The organism is Paenibacillus sp. LPE1-1-1.1 (assembly GCF_040676435.1).
Taxonomy (GTDB): domain Bacteria; phylum Bacillota; class Bacilli; order Paenibacillales; family Paenibacillaceae; genus Pristimantibacillus.
In genome coordinates, this window is the sequence record NZ_JBEGHY010000034.1 from 160,460 (window position 1) to 178,586 (window position 18,127).

An 18,127-nucleotide genomic window follows, 5' to 3' on the forward strand; every position below is an offset into this window, starting at 1 on the left:
ATCAGACGATATACTAGAAATTAAGCGCTTACATATATCAGTCATAAGCAATAACAAAAATAACAAAATTACAGGAGGCTTAGAATGAAGAAAATACGTAAGTGGATAGCTGGGGTCATTGCGCCTGTACTTGTCTTATCGGCTGCCATGCCTGCTTTTGCTCAAACAGCGGCGGCGGATGTTCAAGGGCACTGGGCACAAACGGCCATTGAGAGATGGCAGGACAACAGGGTCGTGAAAGGATACAAAGACGGCTCCTTTGGACCGAATAAGAGTATCACGCGTGCGGAGCTGGTCACGATTATTAATGCAGTGCTGGGATTCAAAGCCCAATCCGGGCAGCCGTTTTCAGACGTAGAGGCATCGGCATGGTACGCGAAATCCGTTTCGGCGGCCCGCGCGGCGGGCTACTATGAAGGATTTCCTTCGAATAAGGCCAAGGCGATGGATGCCGTCACCCGGCAGGACGCGGTAGTTCTTCTGGCGAAGGCTTTTCAGCTAAATGGAATTGGGAGCGCTTCCTTTAAGGATGAGGACGAGATAGCCGGCTATGCAAAAGCGGCGGTCGGAGCCCTATCAGGTGTGTTAAACGGTTATACGGATGGTTCCTTTAAACCGAAAGGCCAATTGACGAGGGCCGAGCTTGTGGCGGTCATTGATAAGCTTGTTGCAGGGTACTACCCGCAAGCAGGCGAATTTGCAGGTACGTCCGCGGCGGGCAGTGTCGTTGTCGGCGGGGCTGGTGTCGTGCTGAAGGACATGACGATCTCCGGCAATTTGTATTTGACGTCTGCCATAGGCGATGGCGATGCGAAGCTCGAGAATGTTACCGTTAAAGGTAAAACATTCGTATGGGGCGGGGGCGTAAACAGCGTGACGGTCGATCATTCAACGTTGGCGGAAGTAGAGGTTAACCGGGAGGAAGGTCCTGTTCGCGTCCTTTTCAGCAACGGCTCAACCGCGCAGCACGTAGCGGCGGACAGCGAATTTACGCTGGAGCTAGACGCAGGCGCGCGTATTGACGGCCTTACGTTAAATGCTGGCGCAAGCGGTACGCTGCTGAAAGGCCAGGGCGATGTAAAAAAAGCCTCTATACTGGCTGACGGCGTCAAGCTGAACGGGAGCGAGCTCAAAAAAGGCGAGGCAGCGATAAAAAATGGCGTCGTTGAAGCGGCTTCGGCAGGGCCTGGCTCAGGCAGCAGCGGCAGCGCGGAGCGGGTAGAGAACTTGGTCGATCCGGATGCCACGGACTATACGAAATCCTTGTTTGCTTATTTGGATGATGTACGCGGACAGCAGGTGCTGTTCGGCCACCAGCACGCGACGACGGAGGGCTTATCCTTTACGAACGCGACAGGGACGCAGTCCGATGTCAAAAACGCGGTCGGCGATTATCCGGCGGTATTCGGCTGGGATACGCTTAGCTTGGAGGGCAAAGAAAAGCCGGGTGTGTTTAATGATTACGAGCAAAGCAGAATCAATCTCATCGCCAAAATGAAAGAAGCGCATGAGCTCGGCGGTATCGTTACGTTAAGCGCCCATATGCCCAACTTCGTAACGGGCGGGAGCTTTAATGATACGGCAGGCTCGGTCGTTCAGCATATTTTGCCGGGCGGCGACAAGAATGGGGACTATAACGCCTTTCTCGATCAAATCGCTTTGCTTGCGGGCAATTTAAAGGATGATGACGGTAAGCTGATTCCGATGCTGTTCCGTCCCTTCCATGAACAGAACGGCGGCTGGTTCTGGTGGGGCGCCAAAACGACCACGACGAGCGAGTACGTCGAAATATACCGGTATACGGTTGAATATTTGCGCGACCAGAAGGATGTGCACTCCTTGTTGTACGTTTATTCGCCAAACGGTACCTTTGCCGGCAGCGAAGCCAACTATTTAACGACTTATCCCGGCGACGACTACGTAGATATCCTTGGCATGGATCAATACGATAATCAGCAAAATCCAGGGAGCGAGACATTTTTAAATTTATTGGTTGATGATTTGGCGATGATCTCGAAGCTGGCGGATGCGAAGGGGAAAATTGCGACGTTCTCCGAATTCGGCTACAGTCCTCAGGGCATGCTGCAGCAAGGGAATTTGGACACGGCGTGGTTTACGAGAATGCTGAACGCGATCAAATCCGATCCGGACGCAAAGCGGATTTCTTACATGCAGACCTGGGCGAATTTCAGTGCAAACGGCAACTTATTTGTTCCTTATCGCAATGCACCGGAGCTGGGCGACCATGAACTGTTGAGCGATTTGGTTGCTTACTATAACGATTCGTATACCGCGTTTGCTGCGGAGGTCGGCGAAGTTTACGGCAAACAAATCAAAGCTGCGGCAGAGCAGCCATACCTTCATGTTGCAACTCCTGTTCATCAAAGCACGATAAAAGAAAACGTGACGCTCGTTCGTGCGCGGGTGCTGAACGAGTCCCCTTCCAAGGTTGTGTATATAGCAGAAGGCGGGACGGCCGAAGTGCCGATGAGCTTGGACGGCGATGGCTTTTATTCGGCAAGCTGGTCTCCTTCAGGCGAGCAAAACGGGAAGACGGCTACCATTACCGTAAAAGTTTATAAACAAAACGACGTAGTGCTGGAGCAATCGGTTTCCGTTTTTATCAAAGCCGATGAGATTATATTGAAGACATATACCTTTGACGATCGAATAAACGGTATTCAAAATAATGGCACATGGCCGGATACGATGTCTCTCGCGCTGGAGCATGAGAGCTTTAACGGGAGCGGCGCGCTTAAGCTGAATGTGACAGGCGCTGCGCAAAGCGACAGCTGGCAGGAATTTAAGCTGGAGCTGACGGATGCGGCGAACTCCGTGCCTCTTACTTCCGTTAATCGAGTGAAATTGGACGCCTGGATTCCGGTGTCGGCAGGCTCTGCCAATGCGAATGCAAGCTTGCGCACGGTCGTAATGCTTCCTCCGGATTGGTCGGATGCGGGGAAATACGGCATGCTGACATCGGAAGAAAAACTGGCTGACTTAGAGAAAGTAACGGTTAACGGCGTGGAATACGCGCGTTATTCCGCGGCGGTTGATATGAATGACGCAGTCAAGTCAGCCGAAGCAACGGGCCTTGCTTTATCGATTATCGGAAGCGGGCTGCAGTTTGACGGCCCCATTTATATCGATAATATTCAGTTAATCAACAGTTACTTTGAACCGCCTGTTATTCCGTCATTAGTGGATGATTTTGAGGGATATCAAGGCGTTAACGCCGCGCTGCAGGCGAAGTTCGTGAAAGCCGGCGGGGATTCGGTTGCAGTCAGCCTCGATCCTGCACATGAGAGCGGCGGCAATTACGCCATGAAATTCGATTATTCGTTAGCGGGCTCCGGATATGCCGGAATTACTAAAGGGCTTGGCGGCGCGGATTGGTCTGCGTTTAACAAGCTGAAATTTTGGATCGTCCCGGATGGCTCCAATCAGAAGCTTGTTATCCAGCTGAAGGTAGACGGCGTTTCTTATGAGGCGTATCCGTCTCTGGCAGGAACCGCTGGGGAATGGGTGACCCTTCACTTTAATGAATTTGCGGTTGCCCCTTGGGATACAGGCAACGCGGGCAAAAAAATCAACAAGCTCAGCCTGAAGAATGTGCAGGATTTCTCTATCTACGTGAACGCGGTATCGGGTGCAACGCTCAGCAGCAGCTTGTACTTTGATGATATCGAGGCCATAAATGACGGAACCGGCGGGGTGCCGAACGGGGGTGACGGAGCGGGAAGCGAGCCTTCGCCTGCGGGAACCCTGTACGACTTTGAGAGTGACACTTCGGGCTTTATCGTAGAAGCAAACGAAGCAAGCGCGGCTGCTCCGATTATTACGACGGATGCTGCAGCCGGCGGCACGCATTCGTTGAGCTCTTCCTTCAGCTTGGCGGGAACGGGTTTTGAGCTTACTAAGGTATCGGCGCTTGATGTATCCGCGGTCGATGACATAAGCGTAAAGGTGAAGCTGTCAGCGGGAACAGCCAACATGCGGTTATATATAAAGACCGGCACGAACTGGACCTGGTTCGATAGCGGTCCGGCCGTCAGCGTCGATTCGTCTGAATTCAAAACATTGACGATTCCGTTAAGCGGCGTACAAGGACGTGATGCCGTGAAGTCAATCGGCATTAAGATTGAGCCGACTAGCGGCTCCGGCACCGCAGCCGTCTACGTGGATGATATCACGCTCAGCGTAGATGCAACCTAACCAAACGAAGCCTAATAAGAAACCCCGGAGGAGATGGGCAAATGCCGATCTCCTCCGGGGTTTTGCCGTGCGCTAATAATTATAGCGCCGGAACGTCGCGTCGCTCTTTAGCGTGGCGGCGCTGGATGCATTGACGGCGGCGAGCTGCAGGACATAATTATAGTGGCGTATGAAATAACCCGGCTGGCTGTAGGACTCATAAGAGACCTTTGTATTATCGGCCCAGCCGGCAGTTTGGTTGAAGGTGGCATCGTTTTTGAATGCGCTGGTTCCTGCGTATTGCTGCAAAACAATTTGGTTGCTTGCATTGCGCACCAGATAATAGCCTGGTAGATTTATCGATTCAAAGGAGACGCTGGATGCACTAGCGAGTCCGGGTACGATGCGGAACTGGGAATCCAGCACGGGCGATACATTCTCATCGATGCGGGCCGCATAATTGTAATGGCGAACATAACGGGTGGCAAAGTTATGGGATTCAAGCCTGCTGTGGCCGGTTGCATCGGCTGTTGATGGACCGAGCAGGCGAATTTCATGCACGGTTGGCGTGTACCAGTTGTTCGGGTTGTTGAAGAGAACCGCGTTCACAAGATTAATGCGTACGTAACGGGCGGTGAAACGTACGGCATCCGTCGTAAAGCCGTAGCTGGTATTGCCTGTCCGGTCGATTGCCGAATAGTTGACGCCGTCGTTGCTCACCTCGATTTTGTATTTATAATAAGCCTCGGAGCCCTTGTACATAAACCATGAGATATCGACCTCGGTAATCGTCTTCGGAGCGCCAAAATCGACCTGCCACCAAGCGGGCCAAGTACTGCTTGACGCGATCCAGCTGGTCTGGGCATTGCCGTCATTTGCGTTGGCAGCGGATGAGCCGGAGACTGTCGAGCTGGCTGTCGCCGTTTTTCCCTGGGCGTGGTTGACTAAGGAGGGCAGTGTCACGGATCCGGTGGCCGCATCGATGCTCCAAGAGCTGTACCAATTCAGAGAAGCGGTCGCATTCGAATCGTTTAACGTAAGAGGCAGCCAAATGTAATGATGGTCGCCTAAATTAAGCGGATTCCAGCGGTCGCCCATATAAATATAAGAGGTCGTGCTGCTGCCGGTTATCGTTGCGATGCTGTGGATCTGCGAGCCGTAAGCGGCGGGATCGCCAAACGGCGACAGAGCTGACCACGACCCTGTCATTGAGCTCGCGGTAGCATAGCCGCCTTGGTTGGGATACCAGCCTGAGGCCTGCGAGGTGAATAAATAATACGTATTGTTTTTCTTCACGACGGCCGGGGCTTCGCGGTATCCATTTTCAAACACCCATCCAACAAAGGACTGGACATCGGTATAGCTGGCATTAAGCTGGAAGATCGCCATCGTATCGTTGGTGCCGCCGTTCTTCTTCGATGCCGTAATCAAATAGCCGGTGCCGTTCGTATCGACAAAGACGGTCATATCGCGCGATTCGTAATTGAGCGGACGGAAGCTTCCTTGATAGGTGAAATTGCCGTCCGGCGTGCTGCTTGTTGCTACGGCTACGCGGCCCAAGGAATAATCGGTGCCGTTCTCGTAGTGCATCCAAAGCACGTATTTGTTGGTTGCCGCATTGTAAATGACCTTTGGTCTTTCGATTTTACTGGAATTCAGCTCCGATGCGGAGTTTTTGGTCAATATGCTGTTGCCGAGCGTCCAGTTTTTCAAATCGGTAGAGGTGTATACGTTAACTCGGTCAAACTTCCAGTCCACCGCTTTTTCACCATACATGTAGTACGTCGAGCCGACCTTCAAAATATTGCCGCTGTGGGCGTCGATTGGATTTCCTGCCGTATCGAGCCACTCGGTTCCGTTTGTAATGCTGACGCTTGCTGCTTCTGCGTGCTCAGGGCTGACTCCCGCATACGTTAAAACCATAAGCAAGCACATGATGATCACTGAGGACAATCTTTTTGAAGCATTGCGCATTCTTCATTTCCCTCCCAATGAGATTAGATGATCCACCGCTGTATCCAGCATGCAGAAGGATCTCTACATGAAATTAGCTTTTATTGTAAACGCTTACAAGTGAAGAATGTTAACATTTGTGAAAAATAACAGCCTTAAAAAAGTGAATTATTTATTTTGGAAGGGAAACGGGTGAACGCGAGAAAATAAGCAGGGGATAAGCGGGATATAGCGAATATATTTTTGAGGTTATCATCCAACATGGACAGGAAGGGTTCGACCTATGGGCTTAGCATTAGCATGGATTGGTTTTTTGATTATCGATATATATTTTAATCTGGTTCCGCTGCTATATCCTCTTAATACGGTGTTATGGCTGATGTATGCATGTTTCTTTTTTGTATTAGCCCATCATGTAGCTATGCTGACAGGTCTGAAGGGGATTAGCGCTTTGGGCGTAAAGTCTCATTATGGCTGGAAAAGAAACCTGCGAATCGGCTTTTTATTCGGCGCAGGCATTTGGGCGGCGATGTACTTGCTATTATGGATATTTGGCGATTTTCAGGTTGAGGGAATAAAAAAAGCGCCTCAAGCTATTATTTTTATGGTAGAAGCGTTCGCGGGCATGTTTCTCGGTTCGCTGATCAATGATCTCATCGTGAGAGGTTATGTGTTCGCTCATCTCAAGGGGAAAATACGAAATATGAATTTGTTGCTGCTATCCGCATTTATTTATGCATGGGATGATGTCTGGTTAGTTGGCTTCAGCGTTCAAAACACCATTTTCTCCATTCTATTGGGCTTGACTCTCGGTTACGTGCTTCTCAGATCGGGTTCCATTTGGATGAACACGGGGATTCATATGGGCTTGAATGTGATGTATTGTATCGTTTACGGTATCCCGGGACGCGAGGCTGCGCAAGGACTGTTATTGACCGCGCCGGGGAATACCCACTCCTTTTTGCTCGAAAATGCCCATATCTTTGCGGCCATCCTGCTGCTGCTGGTCATCGTGCTGGCATATGGCCGTCTGCGAATAAATTCGACAGCTTAGAGAAAGAGCCAGTTGTTGACAGACTCCTCCGATAAAAATCATGGTTTAGCTGCTGCCAGGTATTGCGCGATCAGCTCCGGTTCGCTATAATCACTGTAATTCAGTCGAAGGGAATGGGTATCATGTACAAATTCCAATTGAATCAGCTTCATCATTTCATTAGGCGTTAGCACACCTGAACAACATTCAGGGTGGGCTAGCGCTTCTCGCGTTGGCCTCCCTGCAGCATACGATGCGCGCAGGACCAAGAGGTCCTGCGCGTTTTTTTATTCCATTAACCGAGAGGGGATTGATCGTGATGCAAAATGTGAAGGGGACCTATGACTATTTTGGCAAGGAACAGGCGCTCAGGAGTCAGCTCCAAGCGACGCTGCGGGAAAAGTTTGCGCTTTATGATTTTGATGAAATGGTGACTACCGAGCTGACCGAGCTCGGGTTTTTGACCTCTAAATATGCAGGCGGCGATGAAATCGTAAAGGAAATGTACCAGCTGACGGATAGGCGGAAACGACGATTAGGCTTGCGCTATGACTTAACGATACCTTTTGCCAAGGTGATGGCGCTAAATCCGGGCATAGAATTGCCTATGAAGCGCTATGAAATTGGAAAGGTGTTCCGTGATGGACCGGTTAAACGCGGGAGATTGCGGGAATTTTTGCAATGCGATGTCGATGTAGTCGGTGTAAAGGGGCCGGAGGCAGAGGCGGAGCTCATGCAGCTGGCGGTTGATGTGTTCCGGACGCTTGGAATAGGCATTCAGCTGAAATGGAATAACAGGCGGTTTCTGGGGGAGATACTGGAAGCTGTTCATATTTCCGCGGAGGATGCGTTGTCGGTCATGCTGACGATGGATAAGCTGGCCAAAATCGGCGAAGCTGGCGTAAGAGAAGAGCTCCTTCAGAAGAATTTGGCTGAAGACGCGATTGCTGCGATAGAAGAGCTTCTTGCGCTTAAGGAGCCGACCTTGGAGAAGCTGATGGATAAGTACGGTATTCGGAACAGCAGGGGTGCGCTGGAGGTGCAAGCCGTACACGAAATTTTATGCAAAATCGGACTGGGGCAGGCATGCGTGTTTGATCCCTTTCTATCGCGCGGGCTTTCGTTTTATTCGGGTACCGTTTATGAAATATTCGACGCATCGGGAGGCTACGCCTCAAGCCTGGGGGGCGGCGGTCGGTATGATGCTATTATTGGGCAGTTGATAGGCAGGGAGGAAACGGAATACAGTGCGGTAGGCTTGTCTTTTGGCGTGGAATCGATGATGGCGCTGCTCGGAGAGCGCTCCGCCGAGGCGGCTGCGGCGCCAGTTGTCCTCATCCCTATCGGAGTAACCGCGGCGGAACTGCTGCAAACGGCTGCCGAGCTGCGCGCAAGCGGGATTCGGGTGAAGCTCGATACGAGCGGGCGGAAGCTGAAAAATATTTTGGCTTCAGTTTCAAGCAGCGGAGCGAGATACGCGCTTCTGGCGGGAGAAACGGAATGGAAGTCGGGCAAGCTGCGCTTGAAGGATCTGGAGGAACGGACCGAGAGAGAAGTGGGCGTTGATGAAGCGATCTATTGGATTGAGAAGCAATTGGGTCTGCCCTATGAACAACTCTCGAGCAGGCTGCCTTAATCCTTCCTGCAAATAAAAAAGAATTATCACGAAAGAACGGGTTGACCAGAATAAGCAAAGAAACTTTACGCTACTATGCAGAAGTGAAGCTGCTTGAACCTGCTTACATTGATCCGAAAAACAGCCGGATGCGGGGGCATCTCTTATCCAGAAAAGAGCAGCCTAGAACTTAAAGGTTCTAGGCTGTTTGTCGTGTATTAAGCATGGGTAGGCGTCTTAAGCAGCTTCTGAATGTGGCTTTCGATTTTCTCGGGAGTATCTTTGGAGCCGAAGCGTTTCAGCACTTTTCCGTTTTGATCCACGAGAAATTTGGTGAAATTCCACTTGATTGCACGGGAGCCTAGAAAACCGCGCGCGTCATTCGTGAGGCGCCGGAACAGCGGGTGCGCAGTGCTGCCGTTCACATCGATTTTTGCGTAAAGCGGAAAGGATACGCCGAAATTGATCTCACAGGCTTCGGCGACTTGGCTGTCATCGCTCAGCTCTTGATTCGCGAACTGGGAGGATGGAAAGCCGAGTACCGAGAAACCTTGCTTGCTGTACGTATCATGAAGCTTTTGAAGACCCTTGAACTGGCCTGCGAAGCCGCATTTGGTTGCCGTGTTTACGATCAGCATGACCTTCCCCTTATAAGGCGCGAGGGTCTGTGCTTCTCCTCTGATCGTCTTCACTTCAATATCGTACAAGGACATGTTGGAAACCTCCAATAACCGATTTATATTTTTTATAATTTAATTGTAAACAATTTAAAATAGAGTGTCAATCGCAAAAAAAGAAGACTGCCCCAAAACGCGGGACAGCCCTCTCATTCTATTTCCCATCATTAATAAATAACGTCGAGAGCGCCGGATTGAATAAGCAAACGTTTGGAAACTTCCTCGTCATCCGTGTCGGCGGCCAGCAGGAAATATCCCTTTTCAATGGCATCGCCCGCCGTCTTGGCATGCCTACCTTGAATGCCGATATCCTGCAGGACATTTTCGTTGCGTGTATCGTTATCCAGATCAGCCGTCCCTGCCACGAAGCCGGTTGGGTTTGCGCCGACTACTCCTGACCCTCCGGCGACATATCCTCCGGATACAAGGGGAGCCGCTCCGATTGGAGACACGAATCTGTCGCCGCCCCGTTCCTGAGCTTCCCTGATGTCATAGACTTCATCAACGGGAATATCCGTTTGGCCGGACAGCAGCGGTGCGGCCTCTTTGTTTTTTACGACAATTTGAAGGTTTTGTTTATCCGTCCTCACTGCCTGAAACCTTTTGATCGCTTCCAAGACGCTTTCTTCCTTCTCGAAAATACCGATGGTCACCGTCATGGTGAGCCCTCCTCTCGATTCTTAGCCAATATGAGGTTACATTCCTTAATACCCTTCCCTCAAGGCTTTGAATCGAGAAGCGGGACCATAAGCGGATTCGTCCGGATTTGCCGATTGTTCAGCTGAGCTTAGCGTGACACGGCAAACCGTGAAACCTCGTTGATCTCGCTCAGCTCATCGGCTGTCAGCCGGAAGCGCATCGCCTTCACGTTCTGCTCGGCATGATGGATTTTCGAAGCTCCCGGGATGGCAAATACCGTCTCGCCATGCGCGTGAATAAGCCAATTGAGCGCGACCTGCGTCACGGTGGCATCATAGGAAACGGCAATCTGCTCCAGCAAATCGATGAGCGGCCTAGAACGGTTCATGCTCCTGGCTTGAAAAGCGGGACTCCATTTGCGGGGACCGCTGATCGCTTTGATAAGCGAAGGATCATAATGGAACTTCCCGCTTAATATGCCCTGCTCGAGCGGAGAAAAAGCGATAATGGCGCAGCCCAGCTCCTTGGCCGTTTCCAGAATGCCGTTTTGCTCGATGCGCCGATCCAGCAGGCTGTACTTCACCTGATTGGAAGCGAGCCGCAGACCATTCTCCCTCAAGACGCGATCGGCCTCGCGCATTTGTTTGGCGGAGAAATTACTAACGCCTACATGCCGGATCTTTCCGGCTGACGCCAGCTTGGCCATTTCCTTCATCTCGCTGCTTACGGTGGAGAGGGAGAAGGGCTGATGCACCTGATGCAGATGGATGGTCCGTCCCTCGAGCAGTCTCGAACGCTCGTTAATCGTGCTTCCTATGCTGCTCGCGGTGCGGAATAGCGGCCACCATTTGGTTGCGATATAAACGGGGGCGTCAGCTGGGAGCGTTTCCCTTAGCGCGCGGGCAAGGAGCTGCTCCGATTGGCCGTTTCCGTAAATCTCGGCCGTATCGAACCAATTGATTCCGCCTTCGTAGCTTGTTTTGACGATGTCATTTATAATGCTGCCTTGCAGAACGGGCCAAAACTTCCCGACGAGGCCTTTGCCGTTGCTGAACTGCCAGCAGCCGAGGCCGAGCGGGGATAATTGCAGCTTTGTCGGGCCAAAGGGCCGGAGAACGGTTGAAGTCATAGCTTGTTCCTCCTAAGCAGGTGATGGCGGATAGGGCTTTTGCCGCCTAGAGACACATCGAAAGCCGATTATGCTTACTATTCTTTAGCCGTGCTTTGCTGCATCTTGTGAAGGAACTGATGCATGAGCGTGAGCAGAGCAGCGCCGTCCTCCGAAGTGCCGTCAAGCTTGCAGGCCAGCTGGTTAGGGAAATCGAGGGCATGCTCCTTCAGGGCTCTGCCTTGCTCTGTCAGCTCTACCAGCACGCTTCTCTCGTCATTCCGATCCCGTGTGCGCGTAATATGCCCGGCCGCTTCAAGCTTCTTGAGCAGCGGCGTTAACGTACCTGAGTCGAGATAGAGCTTGTTGCCGAGCGCGGTTACCGTCACATGATCCTGCTCCCATAAAGCGAGCATCGTCACATACTGCGTGTAAGTAAGGTCTATTTTCTCCAGCATGGGCCGGTACAGCTTCGTAATTTCGCGGGAGCAGGCGTAGAAAGCGAAGCAGATTTGGTTATCGAGCTTTAAAATGTCGTTGCGATCCATGTTGTGATCCTCCGTTTGGAAGGTGATTTTTAATCGGATGGTGAAGCGGCTTGCTTGCTAAGTTTAACAAAATTAAATTGTGATAAATATAATATAGTGGAATGGACAACGGGCTGTCAATGAACCGGAATTCGGCTTATATTGAAGACAGGCGCCTAAATGTGCTATAGTTACAGCGTTTATTGGAGTAGAGGAGTGAGTGGGATGTCCCGTACAGCTGAAGAGGTTGCGGAATGGATGCTGAGTGAATTAAAGGAAAAAGGCATTCTGCATCAAAGCGCTGCCGTGGAGCATATTAGAAGCCAATTTGGCGAATCGTTTATCTATGTGAATGAACACGGCAATCAATCGATTGATAAAGAAGTGAAAAAAATATTCCGTAAGCTGCATAAGGGCAAGGCGGCTTGGGAAAGAGACGGCTTCTTCTGGGGCTGGAGTTAAATTAGCTTCAAAATAAATAGAAGGGCGTTATTTCGCTGAGTTGGCTGAGCCTATATCTCTTTTCAGCTAATAATGCCCCGTTCTATGGGATGGCGGTATGGATTACTGCATGCAGCCGATAATAAGGCCGGCGATCGCATATGAGATAAGGTGATAGCCTATCGTAATAAGATAGAGACCGAGCTTGTGGCCTTCGAATAAGTAATTCATCCCGATTTTCAGTGAAACGCTAATGCCGATCAACAGCCCGATGACCAGACCCGTCCAAATCGTTGACTCGTCAGAAAGCGTGAGCAGCAATGCCAGGATAAACGAGCCGCCGAGCGCGGTTAGCGCTGTTAACACGTAAGTCATGGCCCCGCCGCCTGAGATTTCGTTCTTGGATAAGTTCCGATGTTTCATCCATGCATTGCCGAGTAAAACTGGAGAGTACCATAAGAAACCAAGTACCATTGTTGTTACTGTAGCAATCAGAACCGCCACGTAATTAATTTCTGCAAAATCCACCATTTTCTATTTCCTCCCTTATGTCATACACTTCATCATCTTAACAGAAAAATACGGCTTCCGATGACCAGCGTCTAATTTTCGGCGAAGAACTTGACAAAAATAACTGTAACTATTAAACTTACAGTATGGAGTTGGCAACCAAGGCGTAATCAAAGGGAACTCAACGTAAGATCGGCAACTGCCGGTTGCGCTTGCTGCCTTAAATGTATTTAAAATTATCACAGTTGACGGGTAATCTAACTAATCGAGACAGGTGGTGTTGGAAGATGAAATTCAACATAAGCGACTGGGTGCAAGGGAAAACGAAAGACGGCGAGCTCATTCATGGATTTGTTGAAACGGTTGATATTTTGCAAGGGTTCGTGACCGTAAATGTTGTGAAATCGGATAATGAGGAAGTCATTGGGAAAATCGTTGCCGTAAGGTCGTCTTGGCTCAAAAACGTATCCGACATTACTTTAGATGATGCCCAGGTTTTTCAAAATTCAATCGACTTGGCATTAGATACTTGGGATGAGGAATGGTTTATGGAGCTTACAAACTCGCAGAAAGCCAGCGAAGCCGCGGGTAAAGCGGGAGACCGTTCGAAAGTGTATCCATTCCCTAAAAACCGGCTGGGACAATCCGCTTAACCATAAGCAGGCGTTCCGAGTCTTTAACCATAGCATGAAAAAAAGGATGATGCCTGCGTCTAAGCGGCTTCATCCTTTTTTGTCGTATTAGCTTAATTTCGAGCGGAGAGGAGGCGTCATTTGAGCTCTAAACCGATTTGGAGCGCCTTTGCGCGACTTACGAAATGTTCAGCCAGCGCCATGTCGAATACGGCCATGCCCATTGGGCAAAATAATACGGCTTCATCGCTTGGCAGTGCCGCCAATGTGCTGCGGCATACCACATCCGCCAGAGACATGGTTTGGTTTTTGGTTAAGCCGCACTGAAGGTGCAGCAGCTCGATATCGGTATTTTCGCGGCAAACCTCATCCCAATCATCCACGATAATCGCTTTGATGCCACGTATAGCTTCTGACCTGTAATCCCTTAAAGATACGTCGAGCAGAAGGCTTCCTGCTGACGGAGGAATATCAATATAACGCTCTTTGGTCACCGTGCAGGTAATGACGAGGTCGCATTCTTTATATAATTGCTGCCAACTGCCTGCAAGATGCGTGCGGCTGCGCAGCGCGGCATCCACGCTGCCAAGATCGGAACTTTCCAAATCGCAGCCTCTTATATCATAAAGATAAACGTTTGCGAGATGCTCACCGAATAACCGGCAGCACATCTCGTAGTGAAGTCTGCCTATAGGCCCGAACCCGATAATGCCCAGCGTCATTTTCCGTTCTTTGCCCTGCTCATGCAAATAATGTCGGATAAGCAGGCCGCTGACGGCTGCCGTTCGAGCGGCGCTCGGCAGCGTTGTATTCAGCATCGCGTAAGGAATGCCGGTGTTTGCATCGTTAAGGAGAGTGACGCTGTGCGCGCGCGGCAGGCCGGCATCGATATTGCCCGGAAAGCTGGCAATCCATTTGATGCCGGCGGTTTGCACGCTGCCGCCGACATAGGCGGGCATCGCTATGATTCGGTTGGCCGGATGACGGTACCGCAGGTAAGGCTTAATCGGCTGTGCATAATCCCCCGAATCCATAATCCGTACGGCCGCCTCCATGCTGTCTACAAGCGCTTCCCAGTTCAGACCAATCGCGCGAATATGTTCATCGCCGAGATATAACACAGACATTGTCCTTTCTGATCTTGAATGTAGTTCATTTAAACTGCTGTTCTACCCATTCATCGGAATAAACGGTATCCATGTACCGTTCGCCGCGATCATGCAAAATAACAACGCATACGGCGCCGTCCGGCAGCTGGTTTTCCATTGATTTCAACGCGTGAATGACGGCTCCGGACGACGGCCCCGCGAGTATGGACTCCTGCCCGACGAGCAATCTGCAGCCCTTCACCATGTCCTTGTCGGTTACCTTAACGGCAATGTCCATAAATTTCGTCTGCCCAAAAGGCGGGATAATCCCCGTTCCGAGGCCGGGAAACCGGCGGGTCCCGTTAACCCCGCCAAAAATCACGCTGCCCGCCGCATCGACCGCAATGACCTTTGTTGGCAGCTTGCGGTCGCTCACATATTTTGCGCAGCCAAGCATCGTGCCGCAGGTGCTGACTCCGCCGACTATGTAATCGACATGGCCCAGCTCCTCGATCACCTCATGCATGGTTCCCTCATAGTGGGACATGTAGTTGTTTTCATTCGCGTATTGATTTGGCCAAAAGCTGTTCGGAATGCGCTCAATGAGCTGCTGCACCCTATTTAGTCTAGCAGGCAGAAACTCTCCCGTTGCGGGGTCGACTTCGTTCACAAGCTCGATATCGGCGCCGTAAGCGCGCATGATCCGGATGTTTTGCTGCGTCGTCTTCGGATCGATGACGCTGATAAACTTCATGCCAAGGTAGGAGCATATGGCGGCAAGACTGATGGCCATGTTCCCGGAGCTGGACTCGATGATGACGGAGCCGGGCCCAATTAGGCCATCTTCCATTGCTTTCATAATGATGCGTGCGGCAGAGCGGTCTTTTGCGCTGCCTCCGGGATTGAGCAATTCGAGCTTGGCAAAGACCTTGATCCCGCGATCGTTCGCGAACAGCTTCGAGAGCTGTACCAGAGGCGTGTTCCCGATAACCGACAACCAGCTTTTATCCATAGGACGAGTACTCCTTAAAAATAAATTTTTTTGGATTTTACCGCCCCTCGTTCGAGCGGTTCGTTTTCCGCTGCGCGCGTGACTGAAATGCCTTCAAGAATCCGATTTTGGATCATGAGCCCAATATCACCAATTTTATGCTCGATGGCATGCTGAATATGAACAAGCATTTCATCTTGCAGTGATTTGCTTCGAATATGGACGGCTAGCTTGTTATCGATGAGCTTTACGCGAAGCTCGGCATCATGGACAAATTGATGCACAACGCTTTCGATATCGTATAAGCTGATTTTTTCGCCATGCTTTAAATCCGTTCCGATTCGCTTCGCGATACAGCTGAAGCATTGGCGCTCCCGGCCATTGATGGTAACGGTTCGAAAATCGCGAACGACATCATAGGTCACGTATCGGATGGCGGGGAATAAGGTGCGTACATAGGAGGTCAGCACGAGAACGGCTTCATTGGCTTGAAGAGGCTCGAACCGGTCGTCAATCTGCTCTGCGGGCAAAGCTTCGGCGTGAATTCCGCTGTCGATAACATATTGGCCTAGTTCATGCGAGTAAGCGGCGATTGCGCCGATCTCGATCGAGCCGTAGGTGTCCAAAATATCCTGAGGCTCGATGCCAAAGCGGGCCGCGATATTGCTTTGCCATTCAAGCGGCGCGATCTCGCCGACGACAATTATTTTTTGAATGCCTAGAAGCTGCGGTTCTCCCGAAGCGGTGACGATAGCATCCAGGATCGACGGCATCGTATAAAGCAGCTCCGGACGAAAAGCTTTGAGCTTCGCGATATGCTCTTCGATAGGCAGCTCAAAGGACAGCGATTCGGCCTGCCAGCCCAGCTGCTTGAATATGGTGAGCGCGGTGCTGGCGGCGTGCCCGGTACCCATGTCCGCGAGCGCTTTTTGAATGACGGTCGGACGGCGCTCCGGGTCGTTGCTGCCGCCGGATGCCAGCCATTCGCGGAACGAAGCGGCTTTTGCTGCGATATATTTTTCGTCATCATCTTCGGAGTAGTAGATCGCTTTCCGGACGCCTGTCGAGGTGCCGGAGGTTTTATATACCGATAATCCGGCTTCTTGGCGGGTTTGCTGCGTGAAGTAATGCTTTTCGAGCAGCGAAGAGGTCATAAGCGGAAGCTCGGATAATTCGCAGGCTTGCGGCTGTATCGCGCTTTGTGCGAGCAAATCGCCGTACCAGGGATGAAGCTGGCCTATGCGAATGATTTGCCGCTGCAGCGGGGATGAAGGTGACATTCGGTAGCCTCCTAAGGACAAAACTTTCGGATATTTACTTACCAAAGCATATGTTGCGATTTCGTGCAGGTTCGGCTTATGACGACAAATGCCTACATCCAATTTGAGGAACAACCGTATGCTAATGGGAGTGAGTAACTGGGAGGGGACTTTTTGTGAATAAAAAGCAAGCCAAGGCGGCGCCTGTGAAAAAAGTACGCAGCACCGTTGCGAGCAAGTGGACGAAAACAGTTGTGCTGCAGCGCGATCCGCAGGTTAGAAAATACCTGCCCCCGGCGCGGATGATGACTGAAAAAGGACTGCGGGAAATGCTGCTGAAGTGGAAAATGGTGTACGTGAAGCCGACGCTTGGATCACTAGGGAACGGCGTTATGAAGGTGGAGCTGAATGAGGGAAAGGGGTCTGGCCGAGCCGCGCGCAGCTATTCGTACCAGCTTGGGGAAACGCGGTTAACCTTTCGTACTTACAAAGAGGCTTACCTATCCATTCTGAAAAGCACGGAGGGGAAGGCCTATCTTGTGCAAAAGGGCATTCATTTGCTTAAACACAAAGGCCGGCCTTTTGACATTCGCCTCGTTATGCAGCAATCGCCTCGCGGTATTTGGGAAGCGACCGGCACTTTAGGCAGAGCGGCCCATCCACGCAAAATCGTGACGAACGGCAGCCAAGGCGGGACCATTTATCCGACCGATTATTTGCTGAAGCCCTATACGAGCAAGGCGAAGCGGGCTCTGATGCTGGAGCAAATGGATAAGCTGGCGATTAATACGGCGAAGTGTCTCCATAAAGTCTATCCGGGAATCAAGGAGCTGGGACTTGATCTTGCGATTGACCGGAAGTTGAAGCCTTGGATACTTGAGGTGAATACGCGGCCGGATCCCTGTCCGTTTACGCTGCTCGAGGACCAATCGATGCTGCGCAAAATCGTACGGTACGCCAAGGCATACGGCAAAACCTACCGGCTCAACTGTAAAAAAGCAAAGCGGGGGAAAAGATAGGACGAAGCGTTCGATAAGCACGCATGCGTGCTTATCGCAGGGAAGTAACCAGAGTTAGTGAGCTGTAAGCACATATAGGCGCTTACAGCAGAGGTTTGGCATATGGGGAAGCTCGAAAAGATGCTGTAAGCACGCATGTGTTCTTATCGCATGGAATTAACCAGAGTTAGCGGACTGTAAGCACACATAGGTGCTTATAGCAGAGGATTGGCGTGTGATTAGGCTCGAAAAGATGCTGTAAGCACGCATGTGCTCTTATTGCATGGAAGTAACCGGAGTTAGTGGGCTGTAAGCACACATAGGTGCTTACAGCAGAGGTTTGGCGTGTGATTAGGCTCGAAAAGATGCTGTAAGCACGCATGCGTTCTTATCGTATGGAAGTAACCTGAGTTAGCGGGCTGTAAGCACGCATGTGTGCTTATCGTATGGAAGTAACCTGAG

General features: G+C 51.0%; 15 protein-coding genes. 6 read left to right on the forward strand and 9 right to left on the reverse strand.

Features of this window, described 5'->3' with window-relative positions; translation table 11 throughout:
* Positions 1-84: 84 nt before the first annotated feature.
* Entirely contained in the window at positions 85-4,215 is a 4,131-nt protein-coding gene (locus MRBLPE1_RS23915) for a glycosyl hydrolase (protein WP_364150106.1), read from the forward strand.
* A gap of 72 nt (positions 4,216-4,287) precedes the next feature.
* Here the strand turns inward: MRBLPE1_RS23915 and MRBLPE1_RS23925 are convergent, their stop codons facing one another.
* Positions 4,288-6,129: an AbfB domain-containing protein gene (locus MRBLPE1_RS23925; RefSeq protein ID WP_414698924.1), complete on the reverse strand. Its 1,842-nt coding sequence runs from the start codon at positions 6,127-6,129 to the stop codon at positions 4,288-4,290.
* Between the two features lie 301 nt (positions 6,130-6,430).
* Here MRBLPE1_RS23925 and MRBLPE1_RS23930 point away from each other — a divergent pair, with 301 nt between their 5' ends.
* Together MRBLPE1_RS23930 and hisS are read left to right on the forward strand one after the other, a co-directional pair.
* On the forward strand, positions 6,431-7,201 hold the full coding sequence (locus MRBLPE1_RS23930; protein WP_364150109.1) for a CPBP family intramembrane glutamic endopeptidase: 771 nt from the start codon (positions 6,431-6,433) through the stop codon (positions 7,199-7,201).
* A 298-nt stretch (positions 7,202-7,499) separates the two neighbouring features.
* Positions 7,500-8,816, forward strand: a complete 1,317-nt coding sequence (hisS, locus tag MRBLPE1_RS23935) for a histidine--tRNA ligase (protein WP_364150112.1) — start codon at positions 7,500-7,502, stop codon at positions 8,814-8,816.
* Between the two features lie 197 nt (positions 8,817-9,013).
* On the opposite strand, the gene MRBLPE1_RS23940 is transcribed toward hisS, so the two are convergent.
* The 4 genes from MRBLPE1_RS23940 to MRBLPE1_RS23955 form a co-directional block, all read right to left on the reverse strand.
* Positions 9,014-9,508 (reverse strand): glutathione peroxidase, encoded by a 495-nt coding sequence (locus tag MRBLPE1_RS23940; protein WP_364150115.1) that lies wholly within the window; start codon positions 9,506-9,508, stop codon positions 9,014-9,016.
* A 131-nt stretch (positions 9,509-9,639) separates the two neighbouring features.
* Positions 9,640-10,131 (reverse strand): hypothetical protein, encoded by a 492-nt coding sequence (locus tag MRBLPE1_RS23945; RefSeq protein ID WP_364150118.1) that lies wholly within the window; start codon positions 10,129-10,131, stop codon positions 9,640-9,642.
* A gap of 128 nt (positions 10,132-10,259) precedes the next feature.
* Positions 10,260-11,240, reverse strand: a complete 981-nt coding sequence (locus tag MRBLPE1_RS23950) for an aldo/keto reductase (RefSeq protein ID WP_364150121.1) — start codon at positions 11,238-11,240, stop codon at positions 10,260-10,262.
* 77 nt (positions 11,241-11,317) lie between these two features.
* Positions 11,318-11,767 (reverse strand): MarR family winged helix-turn-helix transcriptional regulator, encoded by a 450-nt coding sequence (locus MRBLPE1_RS23955; protein ID WP_364150124.1) that lies wholly within the window; start codon positions 11,765-11,767, stop codon positions 11,318-11,320.
* Between the two features lie 204 nt (positions 11,768-11,971).
* Here MRBLPE1_RS23955 and MRBLPE1_RS23960 point away from each other — a divergent pair, with 204 nt between their 5' ends.
* Positions 11,972-12,208, forward strand: a complete 237-nt coding sequence (locus MRBLPE1_RS23960; protein ID WP_364150127.1) for a DUF6953 family protein — start codon at positions 11,972-11,974, stop codon at positions 12,206-12,208.
* Positions 12,209-12,310: 102 nt separating this feature from the next.
* Here MRBLPE1_RS23960 and MRBLPE1_RS23965 read toward each other — a convergent pair whose 3' ends face one another.
* Entirely contained in the window at positions 12,311-12,718 is a 408-nt protein-coding gene (locus tag MRBLPE1_RS23965) for a DUF1761 domain-containing protein (protein ID WP_364150130.1), read from the reverse strand.
* A gap of 266 nt (positions 12,719-12,984) precedes the next feature.
* Here MRBLPE1_RS23965 and MRBLPE1_RS23970 point away from each other — a divergent pair, with 266 nt between their 5' ends.
* On the forward strand, positions 12,985-13,350 hold the full coding sequence (locus tag MRBLPE1_RS23970) for an IDEAL domain-containing protein (RefSeq protein WP_364150133.1): 366 nt from the start codon (positions 12,985-12,987) through the stop codon (positions 13,348-13,350).
* 116 nt (positions 13,351-13,466) lie between these two features.
* On the opposite strand, the gene MRBLPE1_RS23975 is transcribed toward MRBLPE1_RS23970, so the two are convergent.
* Genes MRBLPE1_RS23975 through MRBLPE1_RS23985 form a run of 3 tightly spaced genes read right to left on the reverse strand, consistent with a single transcriptional unit; the run spans position 13,467 to position 16,688 of the window.
* Entirely contained in the window at positions 13,467-14,456 is a 990-nt protein-coding gene (locus tag MRBLPE1_RS23975; RefSeq protein WP_364150136.1) for a 2,3-diaminopropionate biosynthesis protein SbnB, read from the reverse strand.
* A 25-nt stretch (positions 14,457-14,481) separates the two neighbouring features.
* Entirely contained in the window at positions 14,482-15,429 is a 948-nt protein-coding gene (gene sbnA / locus MRBLPE1_RS23980) for a 2,3-diaminopropionate biosynthesis protein SbnA (RefSeq protein ID WP_364150139.1), read from the reverse strand.
* 14 nt (positions 15,430-15,443) lie between these two features.
* Positions 15,444-16,688 (reverse strand): hypothetical protein, encoded by a 1,245-nt coding sequence (locus MRBLPE1_RS23985; protein WP_364150142.1) that lies wholly within the window; start codon positions 16,686-16,688, stop codon positions 15,444-15,446.
* A 155-nt stretch (positions 16,689-16,843) separates the two neighbouring features.
* Here MRBLPE1_RS23985 and MRBLPE1_RS23990 point away from each other — a divergent pair, with 155 nt between their 5' ends.
* Positions 16,844-17,686 carry a YheC/YheD family protein gene (locus MRBLPE1_RS23990; RefSeq protein ID WP_364150145.1) on the forward strand — a complete coding sequence of 281 codons (843 nt, stop codon included), beginning with the start codon at positions 16,844-16,846 and terminating at the stop codon, positions 17,684-17,686.
* Positions 17,687-18,127: the final 441 nt, after the last annotated feature.